We start from the raw sequence: 22,483 nt of genomic DNA on the forward strand, positions 1-22,483 counted from the left end.
GTGAAAAAAAGGAGGGTGCTCGGATGAGCAAACGATTCCAGGACGTGATTTCTACGCATGAACAATTTGCTGAGCTGCGTCAAGTATACGGCCATCCCGGAGAGCGGGCGGTAAAAAAAGTCATCTCGTCTCTGGATCATCACTGCCGCGAGTTTATTTCCAAGTCCCCGTTTTTGGCGCTGGCCACTTCAAATGCGGACGGGGAGTGCGATGTTTCGCCACGGGGAGATCATCCGGGGTTTGTGCTGGTTTTGGATGACCATCACCTGTTTATTCCGGAGCGGCCGGGCAATCGCCGCCTGGATTCCGTCCAGAACATCTTGTCCAACCCGCAGGTCGGCCTGCTCTTCCTCATCCCGGGGCTGGGAGAGACCTTGCGGATCAACGGAAAAGCGTTTGTGTGCCGGGACCAGGAGCTGCTTGACCAATGCGCCGTGAACGGCCGTCGTCCGCTGTTCGGGATCGGCGTGGAAGTGAAGGAGTGCTTTGCTCACTGTGCGAAGGCGCTGATCCGGTCGAGCTTGTGGGATCCGGAGAAATGGCTGGCAAAGGAGCTGCTTCCGTTCATGCCGCAAGTGTACGCCGATCATTGCCAAATCCCGGAGATGACTACAGAGCGGGTGGAGAAAGAGCTGAACGAAGGCTATCAAAATCGATTGTACTAGAGCTTAGGCTGACTTCCTGGTTGCGGGCCAGGTTTTCATGAAAAAACCGAGCGCGATTCTTTCGCGTCTCGGTTTTTCTTATTGCTCATGATCGTTTTCCACCAAATGTTTCAGAGCGGACAGCCTTTCATCCCAGTATTGGTCGAAAAAGGACAGCCACTGCTTGAGCTCGGCCAGGGGCTCCGGCTGAAGCTTGTACCGTGTTTCCCGTCCGACCTTCTGATTGCTCACGAGACCGGCATCGTGCAGCACATGCAGATGCTTGTTCACGGCAGTGCGGGTGATCGGGAAGCATGCAGTGATTTCCGCAATCGGCATTTCCCTGTCTGCAAGCAGCTGCAGCATCCGCCTGCGGGTCGGGTCAGCGATTGCCTGGAAAACGTCATGCTTGGACGGGGAGGTGACCAAGTTATACCTCGATGGTTGCGGGAAGCTTCTCTTTGACGATCTTCTCCCACCCGCCGTCCATGATGCCGCGAATGACGGTGTGTGGCTGGCCGAATTCCGTGAGCTTCTCTGCATCCCAGCCGGAGTGAATCAGGGTGAATTCCGTTTTTCCCTCTTCCAGCTGCTTCAATTCAAAGGTAATATGCCAATCCTTGCCCCAGTCAAAACCGAGGCGGTTGGGCGGATCGATTTCCGTCACTTTGCACGGAGAATCGCCAAATTGTCCGGCATGCAGAATGAAGTCGCGTCCCATGACAGGTTCAAATGTATTGGGCATCCACCACGATGCGATTCCTTCCGACGTGGCGACAGCTTTCCATACTTTTTCGATCGGAGCCTGAAGTACCACCGTTTTGCGGATCTCCGGCAAAGTTCCCTGTGTTTGCATAGCGATGCCTCCATGGTTTGAATGTAACACCTCTAGGTGTCATAACCAATATAACACCTTTTTGTGTCATGTCAAAGGGTTTTCTCTTTTGATTGTTTCCTCGTGTGCGTGAGACATACATCCATCCTACCAAGATTGCTGGGGATTCAAGAGAAAAAATATAACCAGACTTTTTGTTATTATGGTAATATTTACCAATAAATCCATTAGAAAGGGTATAGCCTGTGGGCATACATCCTGGAGCAGCAAAAAGTGAATGGGGAAAGGAAAGGGATGCGCATTGAAATTTTGGGTAAGAATGGCACTCGCTTTTGCGTTGCTGGTCGGCATGGCAGCGCCAAGCACATATGCCGAAGCGTCGTCGCCGAGTCCGGAATCTTTGTTTCCGGAGTATCAACATCTGCCTGATTATTTTGTGGTGGGCGAAACGTACAAGCTGGAAGTGCGCCATAAGCATATCGGGTGGGCAGAAGTAAAGAAGGCGGAGTTTGCCTTTTCCGAAGGAGCCAAGGAAAGCGTCGAACATGTGGAAACCGTGCCAACGGAAGATCCTGCGTACTACCAGACCACTGGAGAATTCACCCCGAAGAAAAAAGGGAAGTACACCCTCACCTTTACGATAACGGAAGAAGATGGGTACAACCGCTGGGTAGATTCGGTTCGCGCCGACATACGGGTCATCGACGCCGGATTGCCCGAGCCTCCCGAGGAAGTGCAGTCGAGGCTTACGAGCTCCGCCAGCACCTTTGAGATCGGGAAGGAAGTCAAATTCACCATTTCCACCACCAAAAAGGGAACGAAGTTTGAAGATGCTCAAATCGTCGTGACCAAAAGTCCCGCAGGCATGGGAGAAGTCAGGAAACTGAAAACCGTGCAACGAAGCGGTACTTACGTGACGACAGGCTATTTTACCCCTAGTCGGGAAGGCGACTATCATTTCCACTTCGAACTGCCGATGAGCGATGAACACGGAAAGCGGTGGGAAGGAGTCCTCGACTTTTCCATCAAAGTGAAAGCGCCCAAGCCGAAAAACATTCGCGTGGAAATGGTGCCGTTGGTAGGCAAGACGCTGTTGCAGGACGGGGGACAAGCTGTCGTGATCGCGAAAATACCGAAATCGTATGCGAAAAAAGGATATTCATTCGCCTGGTCGGACAACGTGAAGCCGATGAGCGGACCGAGGCTGCAAGACAGCAGCTACGAGTATGTGGCGGGTGTATTCCAAGCGGAAGCAGCGGGTTTGCACCACGTTTCCTTCAAGGCTTATCGGGAGTATGAATGGGTAGGAGAAGCGTACTTGCAGATCCAAGTGGATGAGTGATTGCGACCAGATGTGAAGTTCCCATACCGAACGGCAGCCCACGGACGATGTTTCGTTTGCGGCAGCCGTTTTTTCTTGTACAGATCGGAATTTCTAACATTCCTATCCAGTATAAGGGCAACCGCGGCTCCGCCAAAAGGCATGGCGTAGCCAGGTTTTCTAATACCCGACACTTTGAAGGGGGGGAAACGATCGTTTTGTCTCTCCAAGTGCGGGCAAATCATGTAAAATAGGATCATTCCAGAGCTGGAAGGATTCGGTACCGAAAACAGGCAAAGAGAAAGGTGGTTCAGGTCATGCTGCACGAATCTGAAGAAGATCGATGTATTCAAAACTACGTAGCTTCCCCGCAAAACCAGGAGCGTTTGTTTAAACGGACGCTGCTGATCGTGGTCATTTCCCAAATCTTCGGCGGAGCCGGACTAGCGGCTGGCGTCACTGTCGGTGCGCTGCTCGCTCAAGATATGTTGGGTACGGAAAGCTACGCCGGGATTCCTTCCGCGCTGCTGACCCTCGGTTCTGCCGTAGCTGCCCTGCTCGTCGGGCGGCTCTCGCAGCGCTCGGGACGCCGGTTTGGACTTGCTTCAGGCTTTTTCGCAGGGGGAATTGGCGCGATCGGGGTCATTCTTGCCGCCGTCACTCGCAATATTCCGCTTCTCTTTTTTTCTTTGTTGATTTACGGGGCAGGGACGGCCACCAATTTGCAAGCCCGCTATGCGGGGACTGACCTGGCGAAGCCCAACCAGCGCGCGACAGCGGTCAGTATCGCTATGGTCTCCACCACATTCGGTGCGGTGGCCGGCCCCAACCTGGTCCAGGTCATGGGCCGATTGGCGACTTCACTCGGCATCCCGGCTCTGGCGGGTCCCTTCATTCTGGGCGCTGCCGCTTTCCTTCTCGCGGGCTTGGTTTTCGCAGTTTTCCTCCGACCCGATCCGTTTGTAGTCGCAAAGGCCATCGCTGAAGCGCAGAAGACAGGCGAAAACGGCGCGAAGGACGCGGGGGCTGGAAAAATGGCAAGCAACGGCCGGGGGATCGTCGTAGGGGCGACCGTCATGATCCTGACCCAAATCGTGATGGTGGCGATCATGACGATGACGCCGATTCACATGAAGAATCACGGGCACGGCCTGGGCGAAGTGGGGCTGGTCATCGGCATTCACATCGGGGCGATGTACCTCCCTTCCCTGTTGACCGGGGTGCTGGTCGACAAGATCGGTCGCACGGCCATGTCGTTCGCTTCCGGCGCGATCTTGCTCGCTGCCGGCATGATCGCCGCGCTGGCTCCCGCGGATTCCATGGCTCTGCTGATTACGGCACTCGCTCTGCTCGGGCTGGGGTGGAACTTCGGCTTGATCAGCGGAACGGCGCTCATCGTGGACGCCAGCGAACCTGCCACCCGCGCCAAGACGCAGGGGACCGTCGACGTATTGATTGCCCTGGCAGGGGCATCGGGTGGAGCGTTGTCCGGTATGGTGGTAGCGCACTCCAGCTTCGCCACCCTTTCGCTCGCGGGAGGCTTCCTCTCGCTGCTGCTGATCCCGGTCGGGGTATGGTACCACGCCAAGCAAAAAGCGGCGAAAACGAAAAGCTTGCCGCTCTGACAAAAAGCCGGTTGTACCTGCAGGGGGACAGAGAATGGACCCCCTGGGGCACAACCGGCTTTCTTTACCGGACGTGGGCAACCAAGAATCGGCTATTGAAACAGTTCGTAGTACAGGTCGATTTCCCGACCTTTCAAGATATGGTAAATTCTCGTCCCGACAAGCTTGGTACCCGATAAGTCGTCCTTGTAGAAATGGGCGAAAAGCTCGTAATTCCGGGTGCCCGACAGATTCGCATACAAGCCTTTCGGGGTCTCAAACTTTGTCGAGCTGAGCCTTTGCAGCTGGTCGTTTTGCAACGAGTAAATCGAGATGTACTCGGTACCGTCCGACGACTTTTCCCGGATGCCGAAATTCCCGTTTCCGATATGTCCTGGCGGAACATTTGCATTTTCCGCCCACGCCATTCCCGGAATGATCTGGGCGTCGACGATTGGCTTTCCATCCGGTGTGACGCGGGGCAATTTCACTTCTTTCATCGTAGCGTAGTTCTTGACCGAGACGGCCCAACGCTGGGAGCCTGCGCCGATTGCCGTCCCCAAATAAACCGTATCGTACAATTGCTCATACTTCGGATCGAAATTGTCCTCCGTGATCCCATCCTTCGCACGCGCTGCGGCCATCTCCTTGAAGCCGGGCGGTTGCGTCATCCGAACAGCACGGGCGTTTTGATCCCACTGCGTTTGAGCACCCAGCGCGTTTGCTACCGATGCTACGGGAGCATAGACGACACCGTTGTACAGAAACGGCTCCGCTTTTGGCTGCATGGCTTTTCCGTTCACGATGAGTTGGATGTGGGAAAATTGCACCTGAATCGTTTTCGTAACGGCCGACCACGCGAGGGCAGTACCGGACGAAAGTAGGATGAGTCCGACGCTCAGGCTAATGGCGACCCTTTTTGAAGCTTTCCACATGATGATTCTCCTTCCAGTGATTTACACAAGGTACATCAGGTAGACGCAAGGGGTAGGGAAAAAGTTTCGTAGAATGGAAAAAGAAAGGGTGAACTGCTTCTCATTGGCGCCAGCGGAGATAAGAGTGCACGTTTGCCGAGAAACGTGAAAGCGGGGAAAGCAAGGAATCAAATGGATGCTTTGGCAGAGCAAAAATAACAGCAGCGGCCCTCTCTGACCTTCATGTCGGTCTGAAAGGGCCACTGCCTTTTTCAATGGATGAAATCCTATCGTTTACGAATTGGCCGGGTCGTAGTAGATTCCAAGTCCACTCCATGCCTCTTCCATTTCGGTGAGCAAGTTCGTCGCCTTCTCGTAATCCTGATGGAACATCGAGCGCAGGATGGCCGTCAGCAGAGACATCGGCGCGACGAACGAATCCATGTGCGAGGCGATGCTCGTCGGCGCATACAGAACTTCATCTGCATAGGGGCAGAGAGGGGAAGAAGGGTAGTCGGTCATGACGACGATCCGTGCGCCTCTTTTCTTGCCGATGGCGAGGGAATCGACGCTGAAGCGTGTATAGCGGGCGAACCCGATGCCTACAAGCACGTCATCCTCTTGCAGGCGATGGAGCCGATCGACCGTCCGGGGCTCTCCGTCAAAGAGGAGCGTCTCTTTGCCGAGCAGATTCAGGTAAAAGTCCAGGAACGTCCCGAGCGCCAAGGTGCTGCGCGAGCTGACGATGCCGATTCGCTTCGCGGAGAGCAGCAGCTTCACGACGCGCTCCAGGGCACCGAGATCGATCCGTTCCATCATGAAGTTCAGGTTGTTTGCGTCCTCTTCAAAGTATTGCAGGACGGTCTGCTGCTCCGCCTTGGCCGTGCCGCGGGACAACTGAAAGCGTTGGCCTGTCGTCAGCCGGGAGCGGACCCATTCCTGCAGCTCGCGGGACAGCCCGGGAAAGCCGGAGAAGCCCAGGAACGTGGCAAAGCGGGTGACGGTGGATTCGCTCACGCTCGCTTCCCTGGCCAGCTCCGCGACGTTGTAAAAGGCGGAAGACTCGGGATCGCGCAAGATGACGTCAGCGATGGCCTGCTGGGAAGGGCTCATCTGCGGATACATTTGGGACAGCTTTTGCAATACACTGGGGCTTTGATTCAAGATTGGCTCACCTCTTCATCCTGCCTTGCACGAATGCTGGGATAAGTATACGACAGGACAGAGGAGGTGACAATTGCCGCTCAAGCCAGCGGATCTTGTTTCAGTGCAGCCATGCTTTTCTCGAAGGCATCCAGCGTCTTTTGAATTTCCGCCGGACCGTGTGCAGCCGACATCGAGAAGCGGTTCAGCGGCTTGGAGTAGACGCCGTTGTCCATGAGCAAAAAGTCGAGAGCAAGGCGCAGCTGGCCGTTGTTCTTGCCCAGATCGCGGTAGTGGCCGATCGGCTCGCGGGTCGCCATGACGTTGAAGATCGTTCCTTCTCCGAGCGTTTGGAAAGGCAGGTCGTACTGCTTTGCGAGTGCGTCGATGCCTGAGCGCAGCTCGTGGGTATTGGCCACGATCCGCTCGAAGTTCCCCGGCTGCTTCAGGTAGCGGATGGTAGCCAGACCTGCGGCGATGGACAGCGGGTTGCCGTTGAACGTACCGCTGTGGAACACTACTTCCGACTTTTTCGGAGAGCGGAGAGGAGAGGACAGCTCCATGATGGCACGCTTGCCGCCCACGACCCCGATCGGGAAGCCCCCGCCTGCGACCTTTCCCAACGCCGTCAAATCCGGTTCGACGCCGTAGAAGGCTTGGGCTCCGCCCACTTCAATGCGGAAGCCGGTTTTTACCTCGTCAAAGATGAGGACGATGCCCAGCTGGGTCGTCAGCTCGCGCAAGTTTTTCATGAAGGCGCGGTCCGCCGCAATGTAGCCGGACAGCAGCGGTTCCATGATGACGGCGCAGATTTGACCGGCTTTTTCCGTCAGGATGCGTTCACAGGCCTCCCAATCGTTGAAGGGAAGGATAACCGTGTGATCGCGATAGTAGTCAGGTGTGCCGTATGATTCGGGAACGGACTTGGGCGCCTGTGTCGTTCCGTACAGGTCCGCCGTCGGGTTGACGCTTTGCAGGACGTGGTCGTGCGCGCCGTGGTAGTGCCCTTCGAATTTGGCGATGCACGCCTTTCCGGTATGCGCCGTGGCAAGACGCAGGGCAAACAGGGTGGCTTCCAGTCCGGAGTTCGTGAAGCGCACCTGATCAAAGCTCGGGTACAGAGCCAGCAGCTCGTCTGTCATCTCCATTTCCAGCGGATGGGTCGCTCCGAAGCTGCTCGTTCCTTGCTCCGTCCACGCCCGCTGGACCGCATTCAGCACCTCGGGATGGGCGTGCCCAAGCATCAGTGCGCCGTAAGACAGCAGGTAGTCGACGTACCGGTGACCATCCAGATCGATCAGGCTGGCGGCGTCAGCCTTTTCGAAAATAATGGGAAACGGTGCAAAGTAGCGCAGGTTTCCGTTTACCCCGCCGGAAATCGTATGGGATGCGCGCTCGAAGAAAGCCGCGGAATTAGGCCGTTTTGTTCCAAAGGTATCTTGCAGGGATGAAAGTTTCATTTCATGACCTCCTTGTTTGTGAAATTATTATTGCACGGGCTTGTGTAATTTGCAATAATCATTTCATGCCGTTGAATTTTACGAACAGGGGGAATGTTATGAATACTAGGTTTGCCTTTTATATTTTGGGTGCGACTGTGCTAGGGGCAGCCTTTGGGCATTTTTTTCCGGAAATCGGGAAGGAGATCAAGTTCGTGGGAGATGCCTTCATCCGCTTGCTGAAGATGATTGTCATCCCGGTCATCGTCACGACTTTGCTGGTCGGGATCGCCGGCATCGGCGACATCAAGCGAATGGGCCGGATCGGGGTGAAGACAGTCGTCTGGTTTGAACTGATCACGACGCTGATCTTGTTCATCGGGCTCGGCATCGCCAATCTGGTCAAGCCGGGAAAGGGCATCGAACTGACGAATCTTCCCCAAGCGGATTTGACTGCAATCGCGTCCAACACCGCGACCGTCCTTGACGCCAAGACCCTCCTTCTGCATATCGTTCCGACCAACATTGTCGACGTGATGGCCAAAAACGACTTGCTCGCCGTCATCTTTTTTTGCATCCTGTTCGGAATCGCCCTCGTCAAGCTGGGCCATGAGGCAAGGCCGTTCGTTTCCATGATGGAGATCGCCTCCAAAGCTTCCTTCCAGCTCGTAAACATGGTCATGCTGACCGCTCCTGTCAGCGTCTTTGCCCTGATGTCCGCTACGATCGGGACATACGGCATCGCGCTGATCGTGCCGTTGTTGAAACTGATTGGAACCGCTTACCTCGGACTGGCTGTCGTCGTCTTCGGACTCTTTTCCGTCATCGCAGTTCTTTTGCGCGTCCCGATCAAAGACATCTATAAAATGGTCTGGGATTTGATGATCGTGGGAGCTTCGACGGGAAGCACCGAAACGGTCGTACCCCAGCTCATGCAGCGGCTGGAAAAGTACGGCGTCCCGAAGTACATCACATCTTTCGTCATCCCGGCCGGCATGCCGCTCAATTCCGACGGCACGACGCTCTATCTGACCATCGCCGGGCCGTTCATTGCCCAGGCTTTTGGCATCGACATGTCGTGGCAGCAGCAGCTGATGATGGTCCTCTTCTTCATCGTGACCAGCAAAGGGGTCGCGGCAGTGCCGTCCTCGTCCATGGTAATTCTGCTTGCGACCGTCACGGCTGTCGGCTTGCCGCCTGAAGGTGTGGCTCTGATCATCGGGATCGACCGTGTCATCGATATGGCGCGGACGGCAGTCAATGTGTTCGGCCACGTCTTTTCCTGCATCGCAGTGGCGAAGTGGGAAGGGGTGTTTCGCAAAAACAGAGAGCACGACCAGGACCAGCCCGTCTCCGCTTGAGGGATCGTTGGGATGGGTGGACAGGCCGCTCGTATAAAAAGGGCAGGCAGCATGGAAACAAACAGGGAGAGCTCCGGTTGAGGGCTCTCTTTTTTGCGATCGATTTTGCGGATGCCCTGCGAAAATTGCGGTGTACGAAGGTCAATCCACGCAGAGCGGCGCCTCTTTTTTTTCGCTACCATAGTTGTGCACAAGGATTGTTCAGTTCCATGGAGAAATGGGGAGAGGGCCGATGAATTGGCGTCCTGTTGTTTGGAGTCTGGTGGCAGGAACATTTTTGTCACGGATCGGCACGTACATGACCATGCCTTTTTTGGCGATTTATTTGCACCAGGTGGCGGGAATGGAGGCAGGCTGGGTCGGAACGGTCATCGGCGTCAGCTTTTTGGTCGGGATGTTCAGCAGTTTTTTGGGCGGGGTCTGGTCGGATCGTTTCGGACGCTATCCGATCATGCTCATCTCGCTGCTCGGCTGGAGTGCGACGTTCGTAGGGTTTGCAATGGTGCAGACGTGGCTGGGCTTCTTTCTCGTCAGTGCATGCAACGGCTTTTTCCGCAATTTGTTCGAGCCGACCTCGAAGGCGCTGATCGGCGATATCGCCCCGCCCGAAAAACTGATGCATGTTTTTCGGGCCCGCTATCTGGCAATCAATGCGGGGGCCGCGCTGGGGCCGTTGGCAGGCGTGTATCTCGGCAGCGCGCATACGACCGGACCTTTTTGGGTGACGGCAGGGATATGCCTCTCGTACCTGTTGCTGCTTGTCGTAGTCAGCATACGTTTTCCGGCGACGGCAGTATGGACAAAGAGCCGTCAGTCCGTCACCTTTCGCAAGGCGTGGCAGGCAGCTGCCATCGACAGGGCATTTCGCAGCTACCTGCTCGGCTCTTCCTTTGTGTACGCCGCCTATGCCCAGATGGAGTCCACACTGGCGCAGTACATGGCAAATGCGCCGGGCATCACAGACGGTATCCAGCTGTATTCCTGGCTCGTGCTTACGAACACCATCGCTGTGCTCTCCTTGCAAGCGCCGGTCATGCGGCTCTTTCGGAGGAAGCCGCCGATCGCGGCGCTTCAGTGGGGAGCGCTGCTGCTCGGAGCAGGGCTGTTCGGCTTCGGCGCTTTTCCAAGCTGGATCGGACTCGTGCTGTCGATGGTCGTCTTCACGGTTGGGGAGCTTCTTTGCTTCGTGATGGGAGAGATAGTCGTCCAGGAGCTCGCGCCGTCCGAGCTGCGGGGAACGTATTTCGGAGCGAGCGGACTGGCTTTTATCGGACAGGGCGTCGGGCCGTGGCTGGGAGGCTTCTTGCTGGAAACGCTCGGCTTTTCCCGCGGCCTGCTGGTCTTCGCCCTGCTCATGCTGACGGCGTGGTGCGCAGTGCCCCTGTTCATGCGGGCGCAAATCTGGCAACAGCAAAGTCAGAAGGCCGGACTGTAAAACCAGAAGAATAAAGACACAAATGAGAAACGGGGGATTCATAGATGAGTACAGCGAGCTACAAAATCGGCGTCATTGGCGCGGGAGTAATGGGAGAGCGGATGATGAACGCCCTCCGCACCCATCAAACGTTTCGGATCGCAGCGATCAGCGACGTGTCTGCCGAGCGGGCACAGGAGGCAGCCAAGCTCTCGGGGGATGTCCCTTGGTATACCGATCACCGCGAGATGCTGGATGCAGAGGAGCTGGACGCCGTCTACTTGGCGGTACCGCCCAAATTCCACCACGGGATCGCGCTGGACATCCTGGCGAGGAAAAAGCATCTGCTGTGCGAAAAGCCGCTGGCCAATACGCTGGGGGAAGCGGAAGAGATGCTGCAGGCTGCAAGGGAAGCGGGAGTCGTGCATGCGATGAACTTTCCTACGTACTATCAGGCGATCTTTCCCGAGCTGAAGCGTCGTCTGGAGGATCTGGGGACGATCCGCCGCATTGACATCCTCACCCACTTCCACGTATGGCCGCGTCCTTGGCAGCAGACGCCGTGGCTGTCCGGCCGCGAGCAGGGCGGCTTCATCCGGGAGGTGCTGCCCCACTATACGCACTTGACGTATGCGTTGTTTGGCGACCTGGAAGTGGTTCGTTCGGAGGTAGACTATCCGGCGGATCCGGAAGCCTGCGAGACAGGGGTATCTGCGCTCCTGCGTCTTGCGGACGGTACGCCTGTCACGATCAATGGTCTTGCCGGCATCGCGCACCAGGAGCATCTGGATTACCGCATTTACGGTACGGAAGGGACACTCAGTCTGCAAAACTGGACGAATCTTCACGTGGGCGGAAACAACGAACCGGTCGTGCAGGTAGACATCCCGCTGATCGATCGCCTCTCGCATCTGCTTGACGAGTTCGCCCGTGCGATCCGGGGGGAAGAGGCGAGGCTGGTCACGTTCGAGACGGGTGTCAAGTTGCAGAAGGTGCTGGAAGAGTTGCTGGGGAATCACTGACGAAAACAGATGACGAAGGACCGCAAAGGAACGCTCTGCGGTCTTTTTGCTTTTCATTGCCAGGGTTTGGCAGGCGGCGTAAGATGGAAGAAGCATGAAGCGGAAAACGAGGGGACGAAACGGTGAAAGTCGCAGAATTACAGTTTGCCCACAGCAAAATCATGGTGCTTCACTTCGCGCCGGAAACAGCCGACCCAAAGCTGCACGGCCACGGCGATGATTATCAGATGAGCATTCCGCTGGACGGTTTGCCCGTGATCGAGCGCGAGGGAGAGACAAAGCCGCTTGCGGATCGGCACTGGTGCCTGACGAGGCCGGGGGAAAAGCATCTCCATTTTGCACAAGGACGTTCGTCGAGAGTGCTGCTGATCAATCTGAGCAGCGGGTATTTGCAGCAGGTGCTGGCAGAGCAGACGGGGAGCGCAGATCCGAGTGTCCCGTTGGAGTTTGCCCCATGGGCGAAGGGCGATGCCGACGTGTTCCAGAAGCTGGCGGATCAGGCGATGAGGCAGGCCTTGCACCTGGCCCCGGACGATCTGGCGTGGCAGGAGTGGGAGTGGGAGCTGGCACGCCAGCTGCTTGGCAGGCAAACCGGTTCGCACTCGGCTGCATGGCGGTCTCGTCCCGTGCCGACCACCCATCCTTCCCTGAACCGGGTGTTGGAACGAATCCATGAGCAGTACGCCAGCCCCATCAACATCGAGCAGCTGGCGGCGACGGCAGGCGTGAACAAGTTTTACCTCATCCGGCTGTTCCGCCTTCACTTGGGGGTGACGCCGTCGCGCTACGTGGCGGATATTCGTCTCGCCCGAGCAGCGGAGGCGTTGCTTAGCTCCAGCCGCGAGATCACCGATGTCGCCTTTGCCTGCGGTTTCGGCAGTCTGTCCGGCTTTGAGCGCCAGTTCAAGCAAAGATACGGGATGACCCCGACTGAATACCGCAACCGGTCGTGACGGGCGGGACAGAAATTCCTGGCCGAAAGCATGCAGTCGAAAGTCATGCTTTCAGCAATCGGCTCTGCATCAAAAAGTCGATAAACGTCTTCATGATCCCCCCCAGCGGCGTGTCCTTGAGGTAGATCAGTTCAAAGTTGCGGTTGAGCTGAGGCAGGCTTTGTACGGACACATCGAGCAGCTCCGCTTCTGTCAAATCTTTCTGAATGGCAAAGCGAGGCAGGAAGGCGATCCCCAGCTTTTGCTTGACCATCCGCTTGACGACTTCGATGTTGTCCGCTTCCATCACGACGTTGTTTTGCAACTGGTGATGGCTGAAGGCGCTGCTGATCAGCTTCCAGTCCAGGGAGCCGCGGTTGAAGAGGATCAGTCTCTCCCGGGCCACCTCCTCGATCGAGACCTGCTGCCGGTTGGCGAAGGGATGGTCCGGATAGATGGCGAGCACCATGTCATCCGACATGAGCTGGATGCGATTGATTTGCGGATGGTTCACTTCCCTGGCGATCCCGAAGGATACTTCGTGATTCAGCACCATGTCCAGCACCTGATGGGAATGGCCGGTGAGGATCGTCAGCTTGATTTTGGGATACAGCTTTTGGAATTGCTCCATGAGGTCGGGAAGGATGTAGAAGGCGGCCACGAACACGGAGGAGATGACCAGCTCGCCCTCCACATCGCCGTAGGAGCGCTGAATCGCCTGCTGCCCTTCCTGGAGCATGTGCAGGATATTTTTCGCGTACGGCAGGAAGAGGTCGCCTTCCTTCGTGAGCGAGATCGTGTGTCCGGTCCGTTGAAACAGCTTGCAGCCCATGGACGTCTCCAACGCTTTGATGCGCATGCTGACGGTAGGCTGGGAGAGGTAAAGGAGCTCCGCGGTCTTGCTGAAACTGCCGGTCAATGCGACAAAAATAAACGCTTCAATCTGTTCCATATTCATAGGGAAGACTCCATTATGCAAAATTTTAAAGACGCCTATGTGAATCTTTTATTGGATTCGCCGATACAGATACATTAACGTAAAATCAAGAGACTTGCTAGAAGAGGATGGCGATAAACGATGCCGGGCATGGACATCATCGATTTGCACTGCGATGCGCTTTTGAAATTGTGGGAACGGCAAGGGGAGATCTCGTTCGCGGATGCCGAGGAGCTGGACGTGAACAAGCGTCGGCTCGTGCAAGGCAGGGTCAAGGTGCAATGCTTTGCCATTTACACCCCGGCGGACATGAAGGCGGAGCAGCGATTTCAGGCGGCGCTGGATCAGATCCACCATTTTTACGCGGACGTGCTGGGAAAGCATCCGGAGATGAGGCAAATCCGGGAATGGAGCGATTTTGACAACCTGGAGGACGGCCAGATCGGAGCGATGCTGACGCTGGAGGGCGTAGAGCCGATCGGCAACGACCTGCAAAAGCTGCATATTTTGTACCAGCTTGGCGTCCGCTCCGTCGGTTTGACTTGGAATTACGCCAATCTGGCGGCTGACGGGGCACTGGAGCCGAGAAATGCGGGCTTGACGGCGTTTGGAAAGGAGATTGTCCGTTTTCACAACGAGCACAAGATGCTGACTGACGTCTCGCACCTGGGCGAGGCCAGCTTTTGGGATGCGCTGGAGGCGGCGAACTATCCGATCGCGAGCCATTCCAACGCGAAGGCGTGCTGCGACAATCCGCGCAATCTGAGCGATGAGCAGGCGAAGGCGCTGTTTGCCAAGGGCGCGATGGTACACGTGGTCTACTGCCCGATGTTCATCAAGGAAAAAGGGGAAGTGACCATCGCCGACCTGATCCGCCACATCGATCATTTTTGTTCGCTGGGCGGAGTGCGGCAGCTCGGTCTCGGCTCCGATTTTGACGGGATCACCACCAAAGTGGTCGGGCTCGAGCATGCCGGGATGACGTACAATCTCCTGAACGAGCTGCTCAAGCGTTACTCCGAGGAAGAAGTGCGCGGGTTTGCCGGCGGGAACTTTTTGAGATGCCGCCCTGTGTAAAGGAGCTCGCGTCAGCCTTAGGACGACTTGGGGCAAGCGCCCAAAAGGAGGAGAACGAAACAATGACATCCAACGGACCCCAAAAAATTCGCGCTTATGGCGTAAAGATCGGGCATCTGCCGACTGGTGAAAAAAACGACATTACAGATGTGCCCGATGTGCGGGTCGGGCATGTGACTATTACGCGCGAGCTGGAAGGCGGGGAAGGGGAGTACGCCTGCACGGGTGTGACGGCCATTTTGCCCCATGGCGGAAGCCTGTTTCGGGAAAAAGTGGCCGCTGCCAGCTACGTCATCAACGGTTTCGGCAAGACGACAGGACTCGTGCAGGTAAACGAGCTCGGGGTACTGGAATCGCCGATCATGCTCACCAATACGTTCTCCGTCCCTGCCGTCACCCAGGGTACGCTCCAGTACATGCTGGATGCTCATGAAGAGATCGGAGACACGACAGGGACGATCAACATCGTCGTGGGGGAGTGCAACGACAGCCACTTGAATTCGATTCGCCGCTGCGCCGTGCAGCCGCAGGACGCCATCGCCGCGATTCGCAGCGCGTCGGATGGACCCGTCGCGGAAGGTGCGGTAGGAGCCGGAACGGGCATGGTCGCTTTTGGCTACAAGGGCGGAATCGGTTCTTCTTCGCGGGTGGTGTCTGCCGGCGACTCCGCGTACACGGTGGGAGCGCTCGTTCTGAGCAACTTTGGACGGAAGGAAGAGTTTTTGGCGGACAGGCTGTTTTCCGGAAAGGTGGACGGATTGCCAGCCGTCGAGAAGCAGGCGGATGGCTCGATCATCATGGTGATTGCCACGGATGCGCCGCTGAGCGATCGGCAGCTGCTGCGTGTAGCCAAGCGGTCGGGGATCGGACTCGGTCGGACGGGCAGCCACTTTAGCCACGGAAGCGGAGACATCGTGATCGCCTTTTCCACCGCCCAAAAAATTCCCCATCGAACCGAGCAGATCGTGGAGACGCGCTTGCAGCTGCGCGAGGATCAGCCGGTGATGAACGAGCTGTTCGCGGCAGCCGCCGAGGCGACGGAGGAGGCGATTTACAATTCACTTTCCCAGGCCCGGACGACGACGGGCAGACAGGGGCGCACAGTGTACGCGTTTCCGTTCGAGGAGCTCCTGGCGACTCGAGGCTGACTGACCTGCGCTACAAAGTAAAGTAAGGACGATAGAGGGGGCAGAGGATATGTCGGCTATACCGATCAACGAATCGGCCTTGGATCGGTTCGTTCTGGATTTCAGAGAGCGCCATCAGGTGCCGGGGCTGGCGATCGCCATTTCCCGGCAGGGGGACGTCATCTATCAGAAAGGGTTTGGCGTACGGGATATGCAGACCAAAGAGCCGGTGACACCCGACACGATGTTTGGCGTCGCTTCGGTGACCAAGTCTTTCACGGCTGTCGCGATCATGCAGCTGGCATTTGAGGGCCAGCTGTCGCTGGACGATCCGGTCACTCGCTATCTCCCCTCTTTCCGGTTGCCGAAAGCGGGCGATCCCCACGAGGTGAAAATCCGCCATCTGCTCTCCCATACGACAGGGCTCCCGCCGATTGTACGTCGCGAAGAGTTGACGAAATGGGACGAACATTTCGAACACATCGCGGCTGCGGACTGCGAGCTTTTGGGAGCGCCGGGGGAATTTTTCAGTTACTGCAACGACACCTTCCTTTTGCTGGGGGCGATCATCGAGAGGGTGACGGGCCGCCTGTTCCGACGCTACGTGACTCATTTGCTGCTGGAACCGCTGCAGATGAACCGTTCGACGTTCAGCCTCGAAGAGCTGGCGCGAATGCACAATGTGTCCGTGCCTTACGTGAAGCAGGCAGGGGCGTCTGAACCGAAAAGGGCGGATTGGCCCACGCTGGGGAACTACGAGGTTGGCGGGGGCATTCGCTCCAATGTGCTGGATTTGCTGAAGTACGGGGAGCTCCACGTGAACAGCGGGCGCATCCGGGATGTCAGTATTGCCAGTGAAGCGCTGCTGAAGGAAATGCGCCAGCCGGTCCATCGCCTGACGAGAAATGCCTGGTACGGGTATGCCTTCAAAGTAGTGCCCGAATACGTACCCGGAACGACGCTGGTCGAGCACGGGGGTGGCCAGCCGGGCGTCTCGTCGAATTTCGGATTCGTTCCGGAAGCGGGACTGGTGGTGGCGGTGCTGTCCAATCTCGATCAGGTGCCGATCCGCGATCTTTGGCTCGCGGCGGTCAATGCCGGATTGGGGCTGCCGCTGGAACACAGGGAAGAGCGGGAACCGAGCCTCGAAGCGTCGCCGCAGGAGCTGCAGAGGCTGGTCGGGACTTACCGCTCGGCAGAGGGCGGATATGTCCGTATCTTCCTGCGGGAAGGCGAGCCGGTGGCAGATGTGGCGGGAACACAGTTCGCCATGCGCCCGAGTGCGGTCGACACGCTGGTTTTTCGAGAGACGGAGCAGCCGCTGCGCTTCTTTTTCAAGTCGGAGGAGCGAGCTTGGGCAGTCCTGCTGGGGCTGCGAATGCTCACCCGAGTCGACTAGATTTCTGCTCTTCGGACGGACCTGGATCATCCAGGTTCGTCTTTTTTTTGTGTGGAGCTATTTTCGCAGCTGCGTCATTTTTGACCGCTTTCCCCAAAACGGGGGATTGCCCCTCCAAAAAAAGCCAATAATGAATGGGGTAGTCATGGCTTGCAAACACGATATCAAGAGGTGATGCTGCATGGCTTTGTCCGACTGCTTTCGCCTCCTGTGCTCTTTCGTCCTGCTCGGCTCATTGGCTGTGGGAGGAGCGGGAGAGCTCGCAGATGCGAAGGAAAAACAGATTTCCTACGCCGTTCAGACCGGCATCGAGAGGCTGCTGGAGGATCCCGGCATGCTCGCCGGAAAGCGGGTCGGTCTGATTACCAATGCGACAGGAGTCACCAGACAGCTCGTTCACGATGTGGATGCGCTGCTCGAAAAGAAAGTCAATCTGGTAGCCGTATACGGACCGGAGCACGGCATTCGCGGCGCGGAGCAGGCAGGCTCCGCCACGGATACGTATCGGGACCCGAAAAGCGGGCTGCCTTTTTACAATGTGTATGGAAAAAAGCCGGAGGAAATGGCCCGTCTGCTCAGTGGCGTCGATGTCGTCCTGTATGATATTCAGGACGTCGGCTCGCGCTTTTACACGTACACGGCGACGATGGCGTACGGGATGAAGGCAGCTGCCTTGGCCGGAAAGCCTTTTGTCGTGCTGGACCGCCCCAACCCGATCGGCGGGGAAAAGGTCGAAGGGCCTGTTCTCGATCCGCGGTACCGCTCTTTCGTCGGCCTGTATCCCATTCCCATCCGTCACGGGATGACAGCGGGAGAGCTGGCCCTGTTGTTTCGGGAGCAATTCATAGAAAAGGAGCTCGGCAAAAAGCTCGACCTCACCGTCATTCCCATGGCTGGCTGGAAACGGGGAATGTCGTATGAAGAGACGGGCCTTCCGTGGGTGCTGCCGTCACCCAATATGCCTACCGTCGATACGACTGCCGTCTATCCGGGCAACTGCCTGTTTGAAGGCACCAATCTTTCCGAGGGGCGGGGAACGACGCGCCCATTTGAGTGGATCGGCGCCCCGTACATTGACGGGTGGGAGCTGGCCCAGGCCTTGAATCGTCTGGACTTGCCCGGCGTTCATTTTCGTGCGGCGTATTTTCAGCCCGCCTTTTCCAAGCACGCGGGCAAAACGGTCGGAGGCGTGCAGTTTTACGTGACGGACCCGGATCGGTTTGAACCGGTGAGAACCGCCTTGACCGTGATCGCGGAAGTAAAAAAGCGCTATCCGGGACAGTTTGCCTGGCGACGCGACCACTGGATCGACAGGCTCCTCGGTACGGACGAGGTCCGCAAAGCCATCGACCAGGGAGTAGCGGTCCCGGACATCGTCGCAAAATGGCAGGGCTGTCTGCGCGCTTTTGAAGAACGGCGCAAGCCTTATCTGCTCTATGGTTCGGAGTGATGGAAAATGAAAAAAAGAGCGGTGATCGTCGGATTGTGCGTGTGCTTGTGCGCGGGTTTGATTTGCCCTGCGTGGGCAGCCCAGAAGCCGGACGGTGAGAAGAAGCCGCGGCCCGTCCCTCACCCGCTCACGCACGCGTGGGATGCGCCGGGACCATCCCGTACGGAGCTGCGCCCGGGTTCGCCTGCCGAAGCGGGGCTGTCTGAAAAGGCGCTGGACCAGATCGACCAGGTGATCCAGTCTGCGATCGAGCGCAAACTCGTGCCTGGCGCGGTCGTGCTCGTAGCCCGGCGCGGCGTGATCGCCTGGGAGCAAGCGTACGGATATGCCGCCAAGTACGCGGATGACGGGTACGGCGAGCTGCGTTCGCCCGTCCGGATGCGGACAGACACGTTGTTTGACCTCGCGTCGGTCAGCAAGCTGTTTACCGCAGTAGCAGTCATGCAGCTATACGACCAGGGACGCATCCGGCTGGACGAACCAGTAGTGACCTACCTGCCTGATTTCGTCGGAAAAGGCAAGGAAAAGGTGACGGTTCGCCAGCTGTTGACGCATACGTCCGGTTTCGCGGCATACGTCCCGCTGTACAAGCAGGGGGGCAGCCGCGAAGCGCTGCTGCAGACGGTCCTGCGCCTGCCTCTCGCGGAAGAGCCGGGCCGTGCCCACGTATACAGCGATGTCAACATGCTGGTATTGGGCGTCCTGGTCGAAAGGCTGTCCGGAAAACGCCTGGATGACTTCATCCGGGAGAGCATCGCACAGCCGCTGGGGCTTGCTGAGACCATGTACAACCCTCCCCCTCCATTGCGAAAGAGATCCGCTGCGACGGAGTACCAGGCTGCCACTGACAGGGGACTTATCTGGGGCCAGGTGCAAGACGAGAACGCCTGGGCACTCGGAGGAGTGGCCGGTCATGCCGGCCTGTTTGGGACGGCCCGCGATTTGGCAGTCTTTGCCCAGATGATGCTAAACGGCGGCACGTATGGGGGGAAGCGCATCCTGTCAGAGAAGGCCGCAGCCTGGATGGCTCAAAATCAATTGTCCGCCTTGTCGGATGAAAAGCACGGTCTGGGCTGGCAGCTGGATCGCGGAACGTACATGGATGCGCTCGGCGACAGCCGTTCGATGGGGCACACGGGTTTTACCGGTACATCGCTTCTGGTGAGCCACAGCCAGCAAGCCATCGTCATTTTCCTTACGAACCGGATCCACCCCGTCCGCGATACGGCCTCCCTTACCCCGCTTCGCAATGCGGTCGCAAGGCAGGCCTCCTTGGCGATTTCGGTCGACATTCCCTGGCAGGACGGCGCCTGGTTCGCGGGGACGGGCGACGACCGGCAGGCGACATTGACCGCCGAAGCGAGCATGGCCGCGGGAGGCACGCTGACGTATGACACGTGGTATCGGATCGAGAATGAGTATGACTACGGCTACGTGGAAGTATCGCCGGATAAAATCCGCTGGAAGAAGCTCGGCGATGCGGCGACGGGAGAAAGCGACTGGGTCCGCGTATCGTGGAGGCTGCCGGAAGGGGTGAAATACATCCGGTTCCGCTATGAGACGGACGGGACGATCAACGGCAGGGGCTGGTACGTTCATCATCCGGTGTTGCTCGATCGGACCGGGCGCAAGATCGGGACGGATTGGCTGGCGGAAGGCTGGTCACGCGAAGGCGGGAGGGAGGAGAAGCCATGAATCGAACCGCAACACGCACGCGAAAGGGAGTCATTGCCCACGCTCTGCTGCTTTTCGCGGTAGTGATCGGCACCAGCCAGAGCAGTTCCGGGGCGGGTGCCGCAGCACTGGTGCAGATACCTGACCTGATCATCGATTTGAACATTCCCGAGATCGATGCTGCGGTGATCGGCGATACCCTTCCCTTGCAGGCCCTTCACGTGTACAGGGACGGGCATGTGGAAAAGGCGACCCGCCGTCTGCAATGGAAAAGCTCGAACAAAAACGTCGCCTCGGTCGATGACGAAGGCGTCGTCCACTTTTCAACCAGTCAAGGGACGACCTTTCTCTCTGTATCGGATGGACGTTTGCAGGATCGGCTCGAACTCACCCTCCGCCAGCAGGGGAAACCCAGGGTGACAGTGGTCAAGCAAAAAGGCGAGCGCTACCGAATCATCCGCAAATTGATCGCCCGCATGACGCTTGAAGAAAAGATCGGCCAAATGATAATGGCGGACTTTCGCAAGGTGAATGGCAAGGCCGTGACCAGGCTGCTTCCGGACGTGGAGGCAGCAATCAAGCGGTACCAGCTCGGGGGCGTCATATTGTTTCGGGAAAACATCGAAAACACGGAGCAGACGATCAACCTCGTCCACGCATACCAGCAAGCGGCCCAAAAGTACGGGATGCTGATCGCGCTGGACCAGGAGGGTGGGATCGTGTCGCGCTTGCGGCAAGGAACGGACCTGCCGGGCAATATGGCGTTGGGAGCTGCGCGCTCCGGCGAATTGGCCTGGAAGGCGGGGGATGTCATCGGCAGCGAGCTTGCCAGCCTGGGGATCAATACCAACTTCGCCCCCGATCTGGATGTGAACAACAATCCGAACAATCCGGTCATCGGCGTGCGCTCGTTCGGAGAGGATCCGCGGCTGGTCGGCGATTTGGGCGTTGCGTTTGCCGCAGGGCTTCAGCACAATGGCATCGTCTCGACAGCCAAGCACTTTCCCGGCCATGGGGATACCGCTGTCGATTCCCACCTGGGCTTGCCGCAGGTCACGCACGGCAGGGAGCGGCTCGCCCGGGTCGAGCTATACCCGTTCAAACAGGCGATCACTGCCGGGGTGGATGCGATCATGACCGCACATATCACCTTTCCACAAATCGACGGGAGTACCGTCCTTTCCAAAAAGGACGGAACGACAATCCACCTCCCAGCGACACTCTCTCCACGAATCGTTACGGGGCTCCTGCGCGAAGAGCTCGGGTTTGACGGTGTCATCTTTACCGATGCCATGAACATGCAGGCTATCGCCGATCACTTCGGGGCAGCGGATGCAGCCGTACGGGCGATCCAGGCGGGCGTGGATGTCGTGCTGATGCCGACCGATCTGGACGAGGTCGTGAAGGGTGTGCGGGAAGCTGTGCGGCGGGGCGAGATCAGCGAGACGCGAATCGATCAGTCCCAAAGACGGATTTTGACGATGAAGATCAAGCGGGGAATCGTGAAGGAAGAAGACCCGGTTACGGTTGAAGCCAAGCTGATCCGGGCGATGGAGCGGATCGGCTCGAGGGAGCACAGGCAGGTGGAGGCGGAAGCGGCCATGCGCTCCATCACCTTGGTGAAGAACAACGGCGTGCTGCCCTTGGCGTTGGCAGACGGGCAGAGAATCGCGGTGGTCGGTGACAGCTATGTGGAGGTGCTTGCCGACGCCGTGAAGAAATACCATGCCGAGACGGAGACGATCCGCATCGGCAAGCGCGGGCTTTCTCCCTTCCAATGGCAGCAGGTCATGCGGGCGGACGTCGTCATTCTCGCTTCATGCACGGCGGATGTCAAAGCAAGATCGCCGAAGGCTGCCGGGATCGAGCTGTTCAGACAAATCGTCGAGCGGACTCAAAGGCCGGTAATCGGCGTCGGTATCCGCAATCCGTACGACATCATGGCCTACCCGCATGTAGATGCCTACCTGGCCCAGTACGGATACCGTCAAGCGAGCTTTGCGGCCACAGCAGCCACTATGTTTGGCTGGAATCTCCCGACCGGCAGGCTGCCTGTCACGATTCCGGACGGGAGGGGAGGAACGATGTACCCGTTCGGACACGGCTTGACCTTCGAGCCGATCGGAAGCGAGTGAGCGAAAAAGCGAAAGATCCGGCAGCAGATGTGCCGGATCTTTCAGACAGCCTCCT

19 protein-coding genes are annotated in these 22,483 nt (G+C 57.6%); 13 read left to right on the forward strand and 6 right to left on the reverse strand.

Annotation, left to right across the window (positions count from 1 at the left end):
- The first annotated feature begins 23 nt into the window (after nucleotides 1-23).
- Nucleotides 24-665: a pyridoxamine 5'-phosphate oxidase family protein gene (locus tag RGB73_RS08875; protein WP_310771052.1), complete on the forward strand. Its 642-nt coding sequence runs from the start codon at nucleotides 24-26 to the stop codon at nucleotides 663-665.
- A gap of 78 nt (nucleotides 666-743) precedes the next feature.
- Here RGB73_RS08875 and RGB73_RS08880 read toward each other — a convergent pair whose 3' ends face one another.
- Together RGB73_RS08880 and RGB73_RS08885 are read right to left on the reverse strand one after the other, a co-directional pair.
- A complete protein-coding gene (locus RGB73_RS08880; protein ID WP_310774199.1) occupies nucleotides 744-1,010 on the reverse strand; it encodes an ArsR/SmtB family transcription factor in 267 nt (88 codons plus the stop codon).
- Nucleotides 1,011-1,074: 64 nt separating this feature from the next.
- Entirely contained in the window at nucleotides 1,075-1,500 is a 426-nt protein-coding gene (locus RGB73_RS08885; RefSeq protein ID WP_310771054.1) for an SRPBCC family protein, read from the reverse strand.
- A gap of 280 nt (nucleotides 1,501-1,780) precedes the next feature.
- On the opposite strand from RGB73_RS08885, the gene RGB73_RS08890 reads away from it, so the two are divergent.
- The gene (locus tag RGB73_RS08890) at nucleotides 1,781-2,821 is read left to right on the forward strand and encodes a hypothetical protein (protein WP_310771056.1); all 1,041 of its coding nucleotides are present in this window, start codon (nucleotides 1,781-1,783) and stop codon (nucleotides 2,819-2,821) included.
- A gap of 296 nt (nucleotides 2,822-3,117) precedes the next feature.
- Entirely contained in the window at nucleotides 3,118-4,425 is a 1,308-nt protein-coding gene (locus RGB73_RS08895) for an MFS transporter (protein ID WP_310771058.1), read from the forward strand.
- A gap of 92 nt (nucleotides 4,426-4,517) precedes the next feature.
- Here RGB73_RS08895 and RGB73_RS08900 read toward each other — a convergent pair whose 3' ends face one another.
- The 3 genes from RGB73_RS08900 to RGB73_RS08910 all read right to left on the reverse strand — a co-directional run bounded on the left by RGB73_RS08900 (nucleotide 4,518) and on the right by RGB73_RS08910 (nucleotide 7,921).
- Nucleotides 4,518-5,339: a stalk domain-containing protein gene (locus tag RGB73_RS08900; protein WP_310771060.1), complete on the reverse strand. Its 822-nt coding sequence runs from the start codon at nucleotides 5,337-5,339 to the stop codon at nucleotides 4,518-4,520.
- A gap of 273 nt (nucleotides 5,340-5,612) precedes the next feature.
- The gene (locus RGB73_RS08905; protein WP_310771062.1) at nucleotides 5,613-6,482 is read right to left on the reverse strand and encodes a MurR/RpiR family transcriptional regulator; all 870 of its coding nucleotides are present in this window, start codon (nucleotides 6,480-6,482) and stop codon (nucleotides 5,613-5,615) included.
- Nucleotides 6,483-6,562: 80 nt separating this feature from the next.
- Nucleotides 6,563-7,921: an aspartate aminotransferase family protein gene (locus tag RGB73_RS08910; RefSeq protein WP_310771064.1), complete on the reverse strand. Its 1,359-nt coding sequence runs from the start codon at nucleotides 7,919-7,921 to the stop codon at nucleotides 6,563-6,565.
- A gap of 98 nt (nucleotides 7,922-8,019) precedes the next feature.
- Between RGB73_RS08910 and RGB73_RS08915 the strand changes: the two genes are divergently transcribed.
- From RGB73_RS08915 to RGB73_RS08930, 4 genes are all read left to right on the forward strand, one after another.
- Nucleotides 8,020-9,261: a dicarboxylate/amino acid:cation symporter gene (locus tag RGB73_RS08915; protein ID WP_310771066.1), complete on the forward strand. Its 1,242-nt coding sequence runs from the start codon at nucleotides 8,020-8,022 to the stop codon at nucleotides 9,259-9,261.
- Nucleotides 9,262-9,493: 232 nt separating this feature from the next.
- Nucleotides 9,494-10,696 carry an MDR family MFS transporter gene (locus tag RGB73_RS08920; protein ID WP_310771068.1) on the forward strand — a complete coding sequence of 401 codons (1,203 nt, stop codon included), beginning with the start codon at nucleotides 9,494-9,496 and terminating at the stop codon, nucleotides 10,694-10,696.
- A 44-nt stretch (nucleotides 10,697-10,740) separates the two neighbouring features.
- A complete protein-coding gene (locus tag RGB73_RS08925; RefSeq protein ID WP_310771070.1) occupies nucleotides 10,741-11,697 on the forward strand; it encodes a Gfo/Idh/MocA family protein in 957 nt (318 codons plus the stop codon).
- 122 nt (nucleotides 11,698-11,819) lie between these two features.
- Nucleotides 11,820-12,650, forward strand: coding sequence for an AraC family transcriptional regulator (locus RGB73_RS08930; RefSeq protein ID WP_310771071.1), 831 nt, complete (start codon nucleotides 11,820-11,822; stop codon nucleotides 12,648-12,650).
- 43 nt (nucleotides 12,651-12,693) lie between these two features.
- Here RGB73_RS08930 and RGB73_RS08935 read toward each other — a convergent pair whose 3' ends face one another.
- A complete protein-coding gene (locus RGB73_RS08935) occupies nucleotides 12,694-13,587 on the reverse strand; it encodes a LysR family transcriptional regulator (RefSeq protein ID WP_310771073.1) in 894 nt (297 codons plus the stop codon).
- A 120-nt stretch (nucleotides 13,588-13,707) separates the two neighbouring features.
- Here RGB73_RS08935 and RGB73_RS08940 point away from each other — a divergent pair, with 120 nt between their 5' ends.
- The 6 genes from RGB73_RS08940 (at nucleotide 13,708) to nagZ (ending at nucleotide 22,428) form a co-directional block, all read left to right on the forward strand.
- On the forward strand, nucleotides 13,708-14,643 hold the full coding sequence (locus RGB73_RS08940) for a dipeptidase (protein ID WP_310771075.1): 936 nt from the start codon (nucleotides 13,708-13,710) through the stop codon (nucleotides 14,641-14,643).
- Between the two features lie 62 nt (nucleotides 14,644-14,705).
- On the forward strand, nucleotides 14,706-15,791 hold the full coding sequence (locus RGB73_RS08945; protein ID WP_310771077.1) for a DmpA family aminopeptidase: 1,086 nt from the start codon (nucleotides 14,706-14,708) through the stop codon (nucleotides 15,789-15,791).
- A 49-nt stretch (nucleotides 15,792-15,840) separates the two neighbouring features.
- On the forward strand, nucleotides 15,841-17,169 hold the full coding sequence (locus RGB73_RS08950; RefSeq protein WP_310771079.1) for a serine hydrolase domain-containing protein: 1,329 nt from the start codon (nucleotides 15,841-15,843) through the stop codon (nucleotides 17,167-17,169).
- Nucleotides 17,170-17,350: 181 nt separating this feature from the next.
- On the forward strand, nucleotides 17,351-18,619 hold the full coding sequence (locus RGB73_RS08955) for an exo-beta-N-acetylmuramidase NamZ family protein (protein WP_310771081.1): 1,269 nt from the start codon (nucleotides 17,351-17,353) through the stop codon (nucleotides 18,617-18,619).
- Between the two features lie 6 nt (nucleotides 18,620-18,625).
- On the forward strand, nucleotides 18,626-20,314 hold the full coding sequence (locus RGB73_RS08960; RefSeq protein ID WP_310771082.1) for a serine hydrolase domain-containing protein: 1,689 nt from the start codon (nucleotides 18,626-18,628) through the stop codon (nucleotides 20,312-20,314).
- Nucleotides 20,311-22,428, forward strand: a complete 2,118-nt coding sequence (gene nagZ, locus RGB73_RS08965; protein WP_310771083.1) for a beta-N-acetylhexosaminidase — start codon at nucleotides 20,311-20,313, stop codon at nucleotides 22,426-22,428. Before RGB73_RS08960 ends, nagZ begins: the two co-directional genes overlap by 4 nt.
- Nucleotides 22,429-22,483: the final 55 nt, after the last annotated feature.

Source organism: Brevibacillus brevis, assembly GCF_031583145.1.
GTDB classification, from domain to species: Bacteria; Bacillota; Bacilli; order Brevibacillales; family Brevibacillaceae; genus Brevibacillus; species Brevibacillus brevis_E.

Coding starts and splice junctions, on each gene's coding strand:
- RGB73_RS08875 (WP_310771052.1), top strand. CDS start 24: ATGAGCAAACGATTCCAGGACGTGATTTCTACGCATGAACAATTTGCT.
- RGB73_RS08880 (WP_310774199.1), bottom strand. CDS start 1,010: ATGCTGCAGCTGCTTGCAGACAGGGAAATGCCGATTGCGGAAATCACT.
- RGB73_RS08885 (WP_310771054.1), bottom strand. CDS start 1,500: ATGCAAACACAGGGAACTTTGCCGGAGATCCGCAAAACGGTGGTACTT.
- RGB73_RS08895 (WP_310771058.1), top strand. CDS start 3,118: ATGCTGCACGAATCTGAAGAAGATCGATGTATTCAAAACTACGTAGCT.
- RGB73_RS08900 (WP_310771060.1), bottom strand. CDS start 5,339: ATGTGGAAAGCTTCAAAAAGGGTCGCCATTAGCCTGAGCGTCGGACTC.
- RGB73_RS08910 (WP_310771064.1), bottom strand. CDS start 7,921: ATGAAACTTTCATCCCTGCAAGATACCTTTGGAACAAAACGGCCTAAT.
- RGB73_RS08915 (WP_310771066.1), top strand. CDS start 8,020: ATGAATACTAGGTTTGCCTTTTATATTTTGGGTGCGACTGTGCTAGGG.
- RGB73_RS08920 (WP_310771068.1), top strand. CDS start 9,494: ATGAATTGGCGTCCTGTTGTTTGGAGTCTGGTGGCAGGAACATTTTTG.
- RGB73_RS08925 (WP_310771070.1), top strand. CDS start 10,741: ATGAGTACAGCGAGCTACAAAATCGGCGTCATTGGCGCGGGAGTAATG.
- RGB73_RS08935 (WP_310771073.1), bottom strand. CDS start 13,587: ATGAATATGGAACAGATTGAAGCGTTTATTTTTGTCGCATTGACCGGC.
- RGB73_RS08940 (WP_310771075.1), top strand. CDS start 13,708: ATGCCGGGCATGGACATCATCGATTTGCACTGCGATGCGCTTTTGAAA.
- RGB73_RS08945 (WP_310771077.1), top strand. CDS start 14,706: ATGACATCCAACGGACCCCAAAAAATTCGCGCTTATGGCGTAAAGATC.
- RGB73_RS08950 (WP_310771079.1), top strand. CDS start 15,841: ATGTCGGCTATACCGATCAACGAATCGGCCTTGGATCGGTTCGTTCTG.
- RGB73_RS08955 (WP_310771081.1), top strand. CDS start 17,351: ATGGCTTTGTCCGACTGCTTTCGCCTCCTGTGCTCTTTCGTCCTGCTC.
- RGB73_RS08960 (WP_310771082.1), top strand. CDS start 18,626: ATGAAAAAAAGAGCGGTGATCGTCGGATTGTGCGTGTGCTTGTGCGCG.
- nagZ (WP_310771083.1), top strand. CDS start 20,311: ATGAATCGAACCGCAACACGCACGCGAAAGGGAGTCATTGCCCACGCT.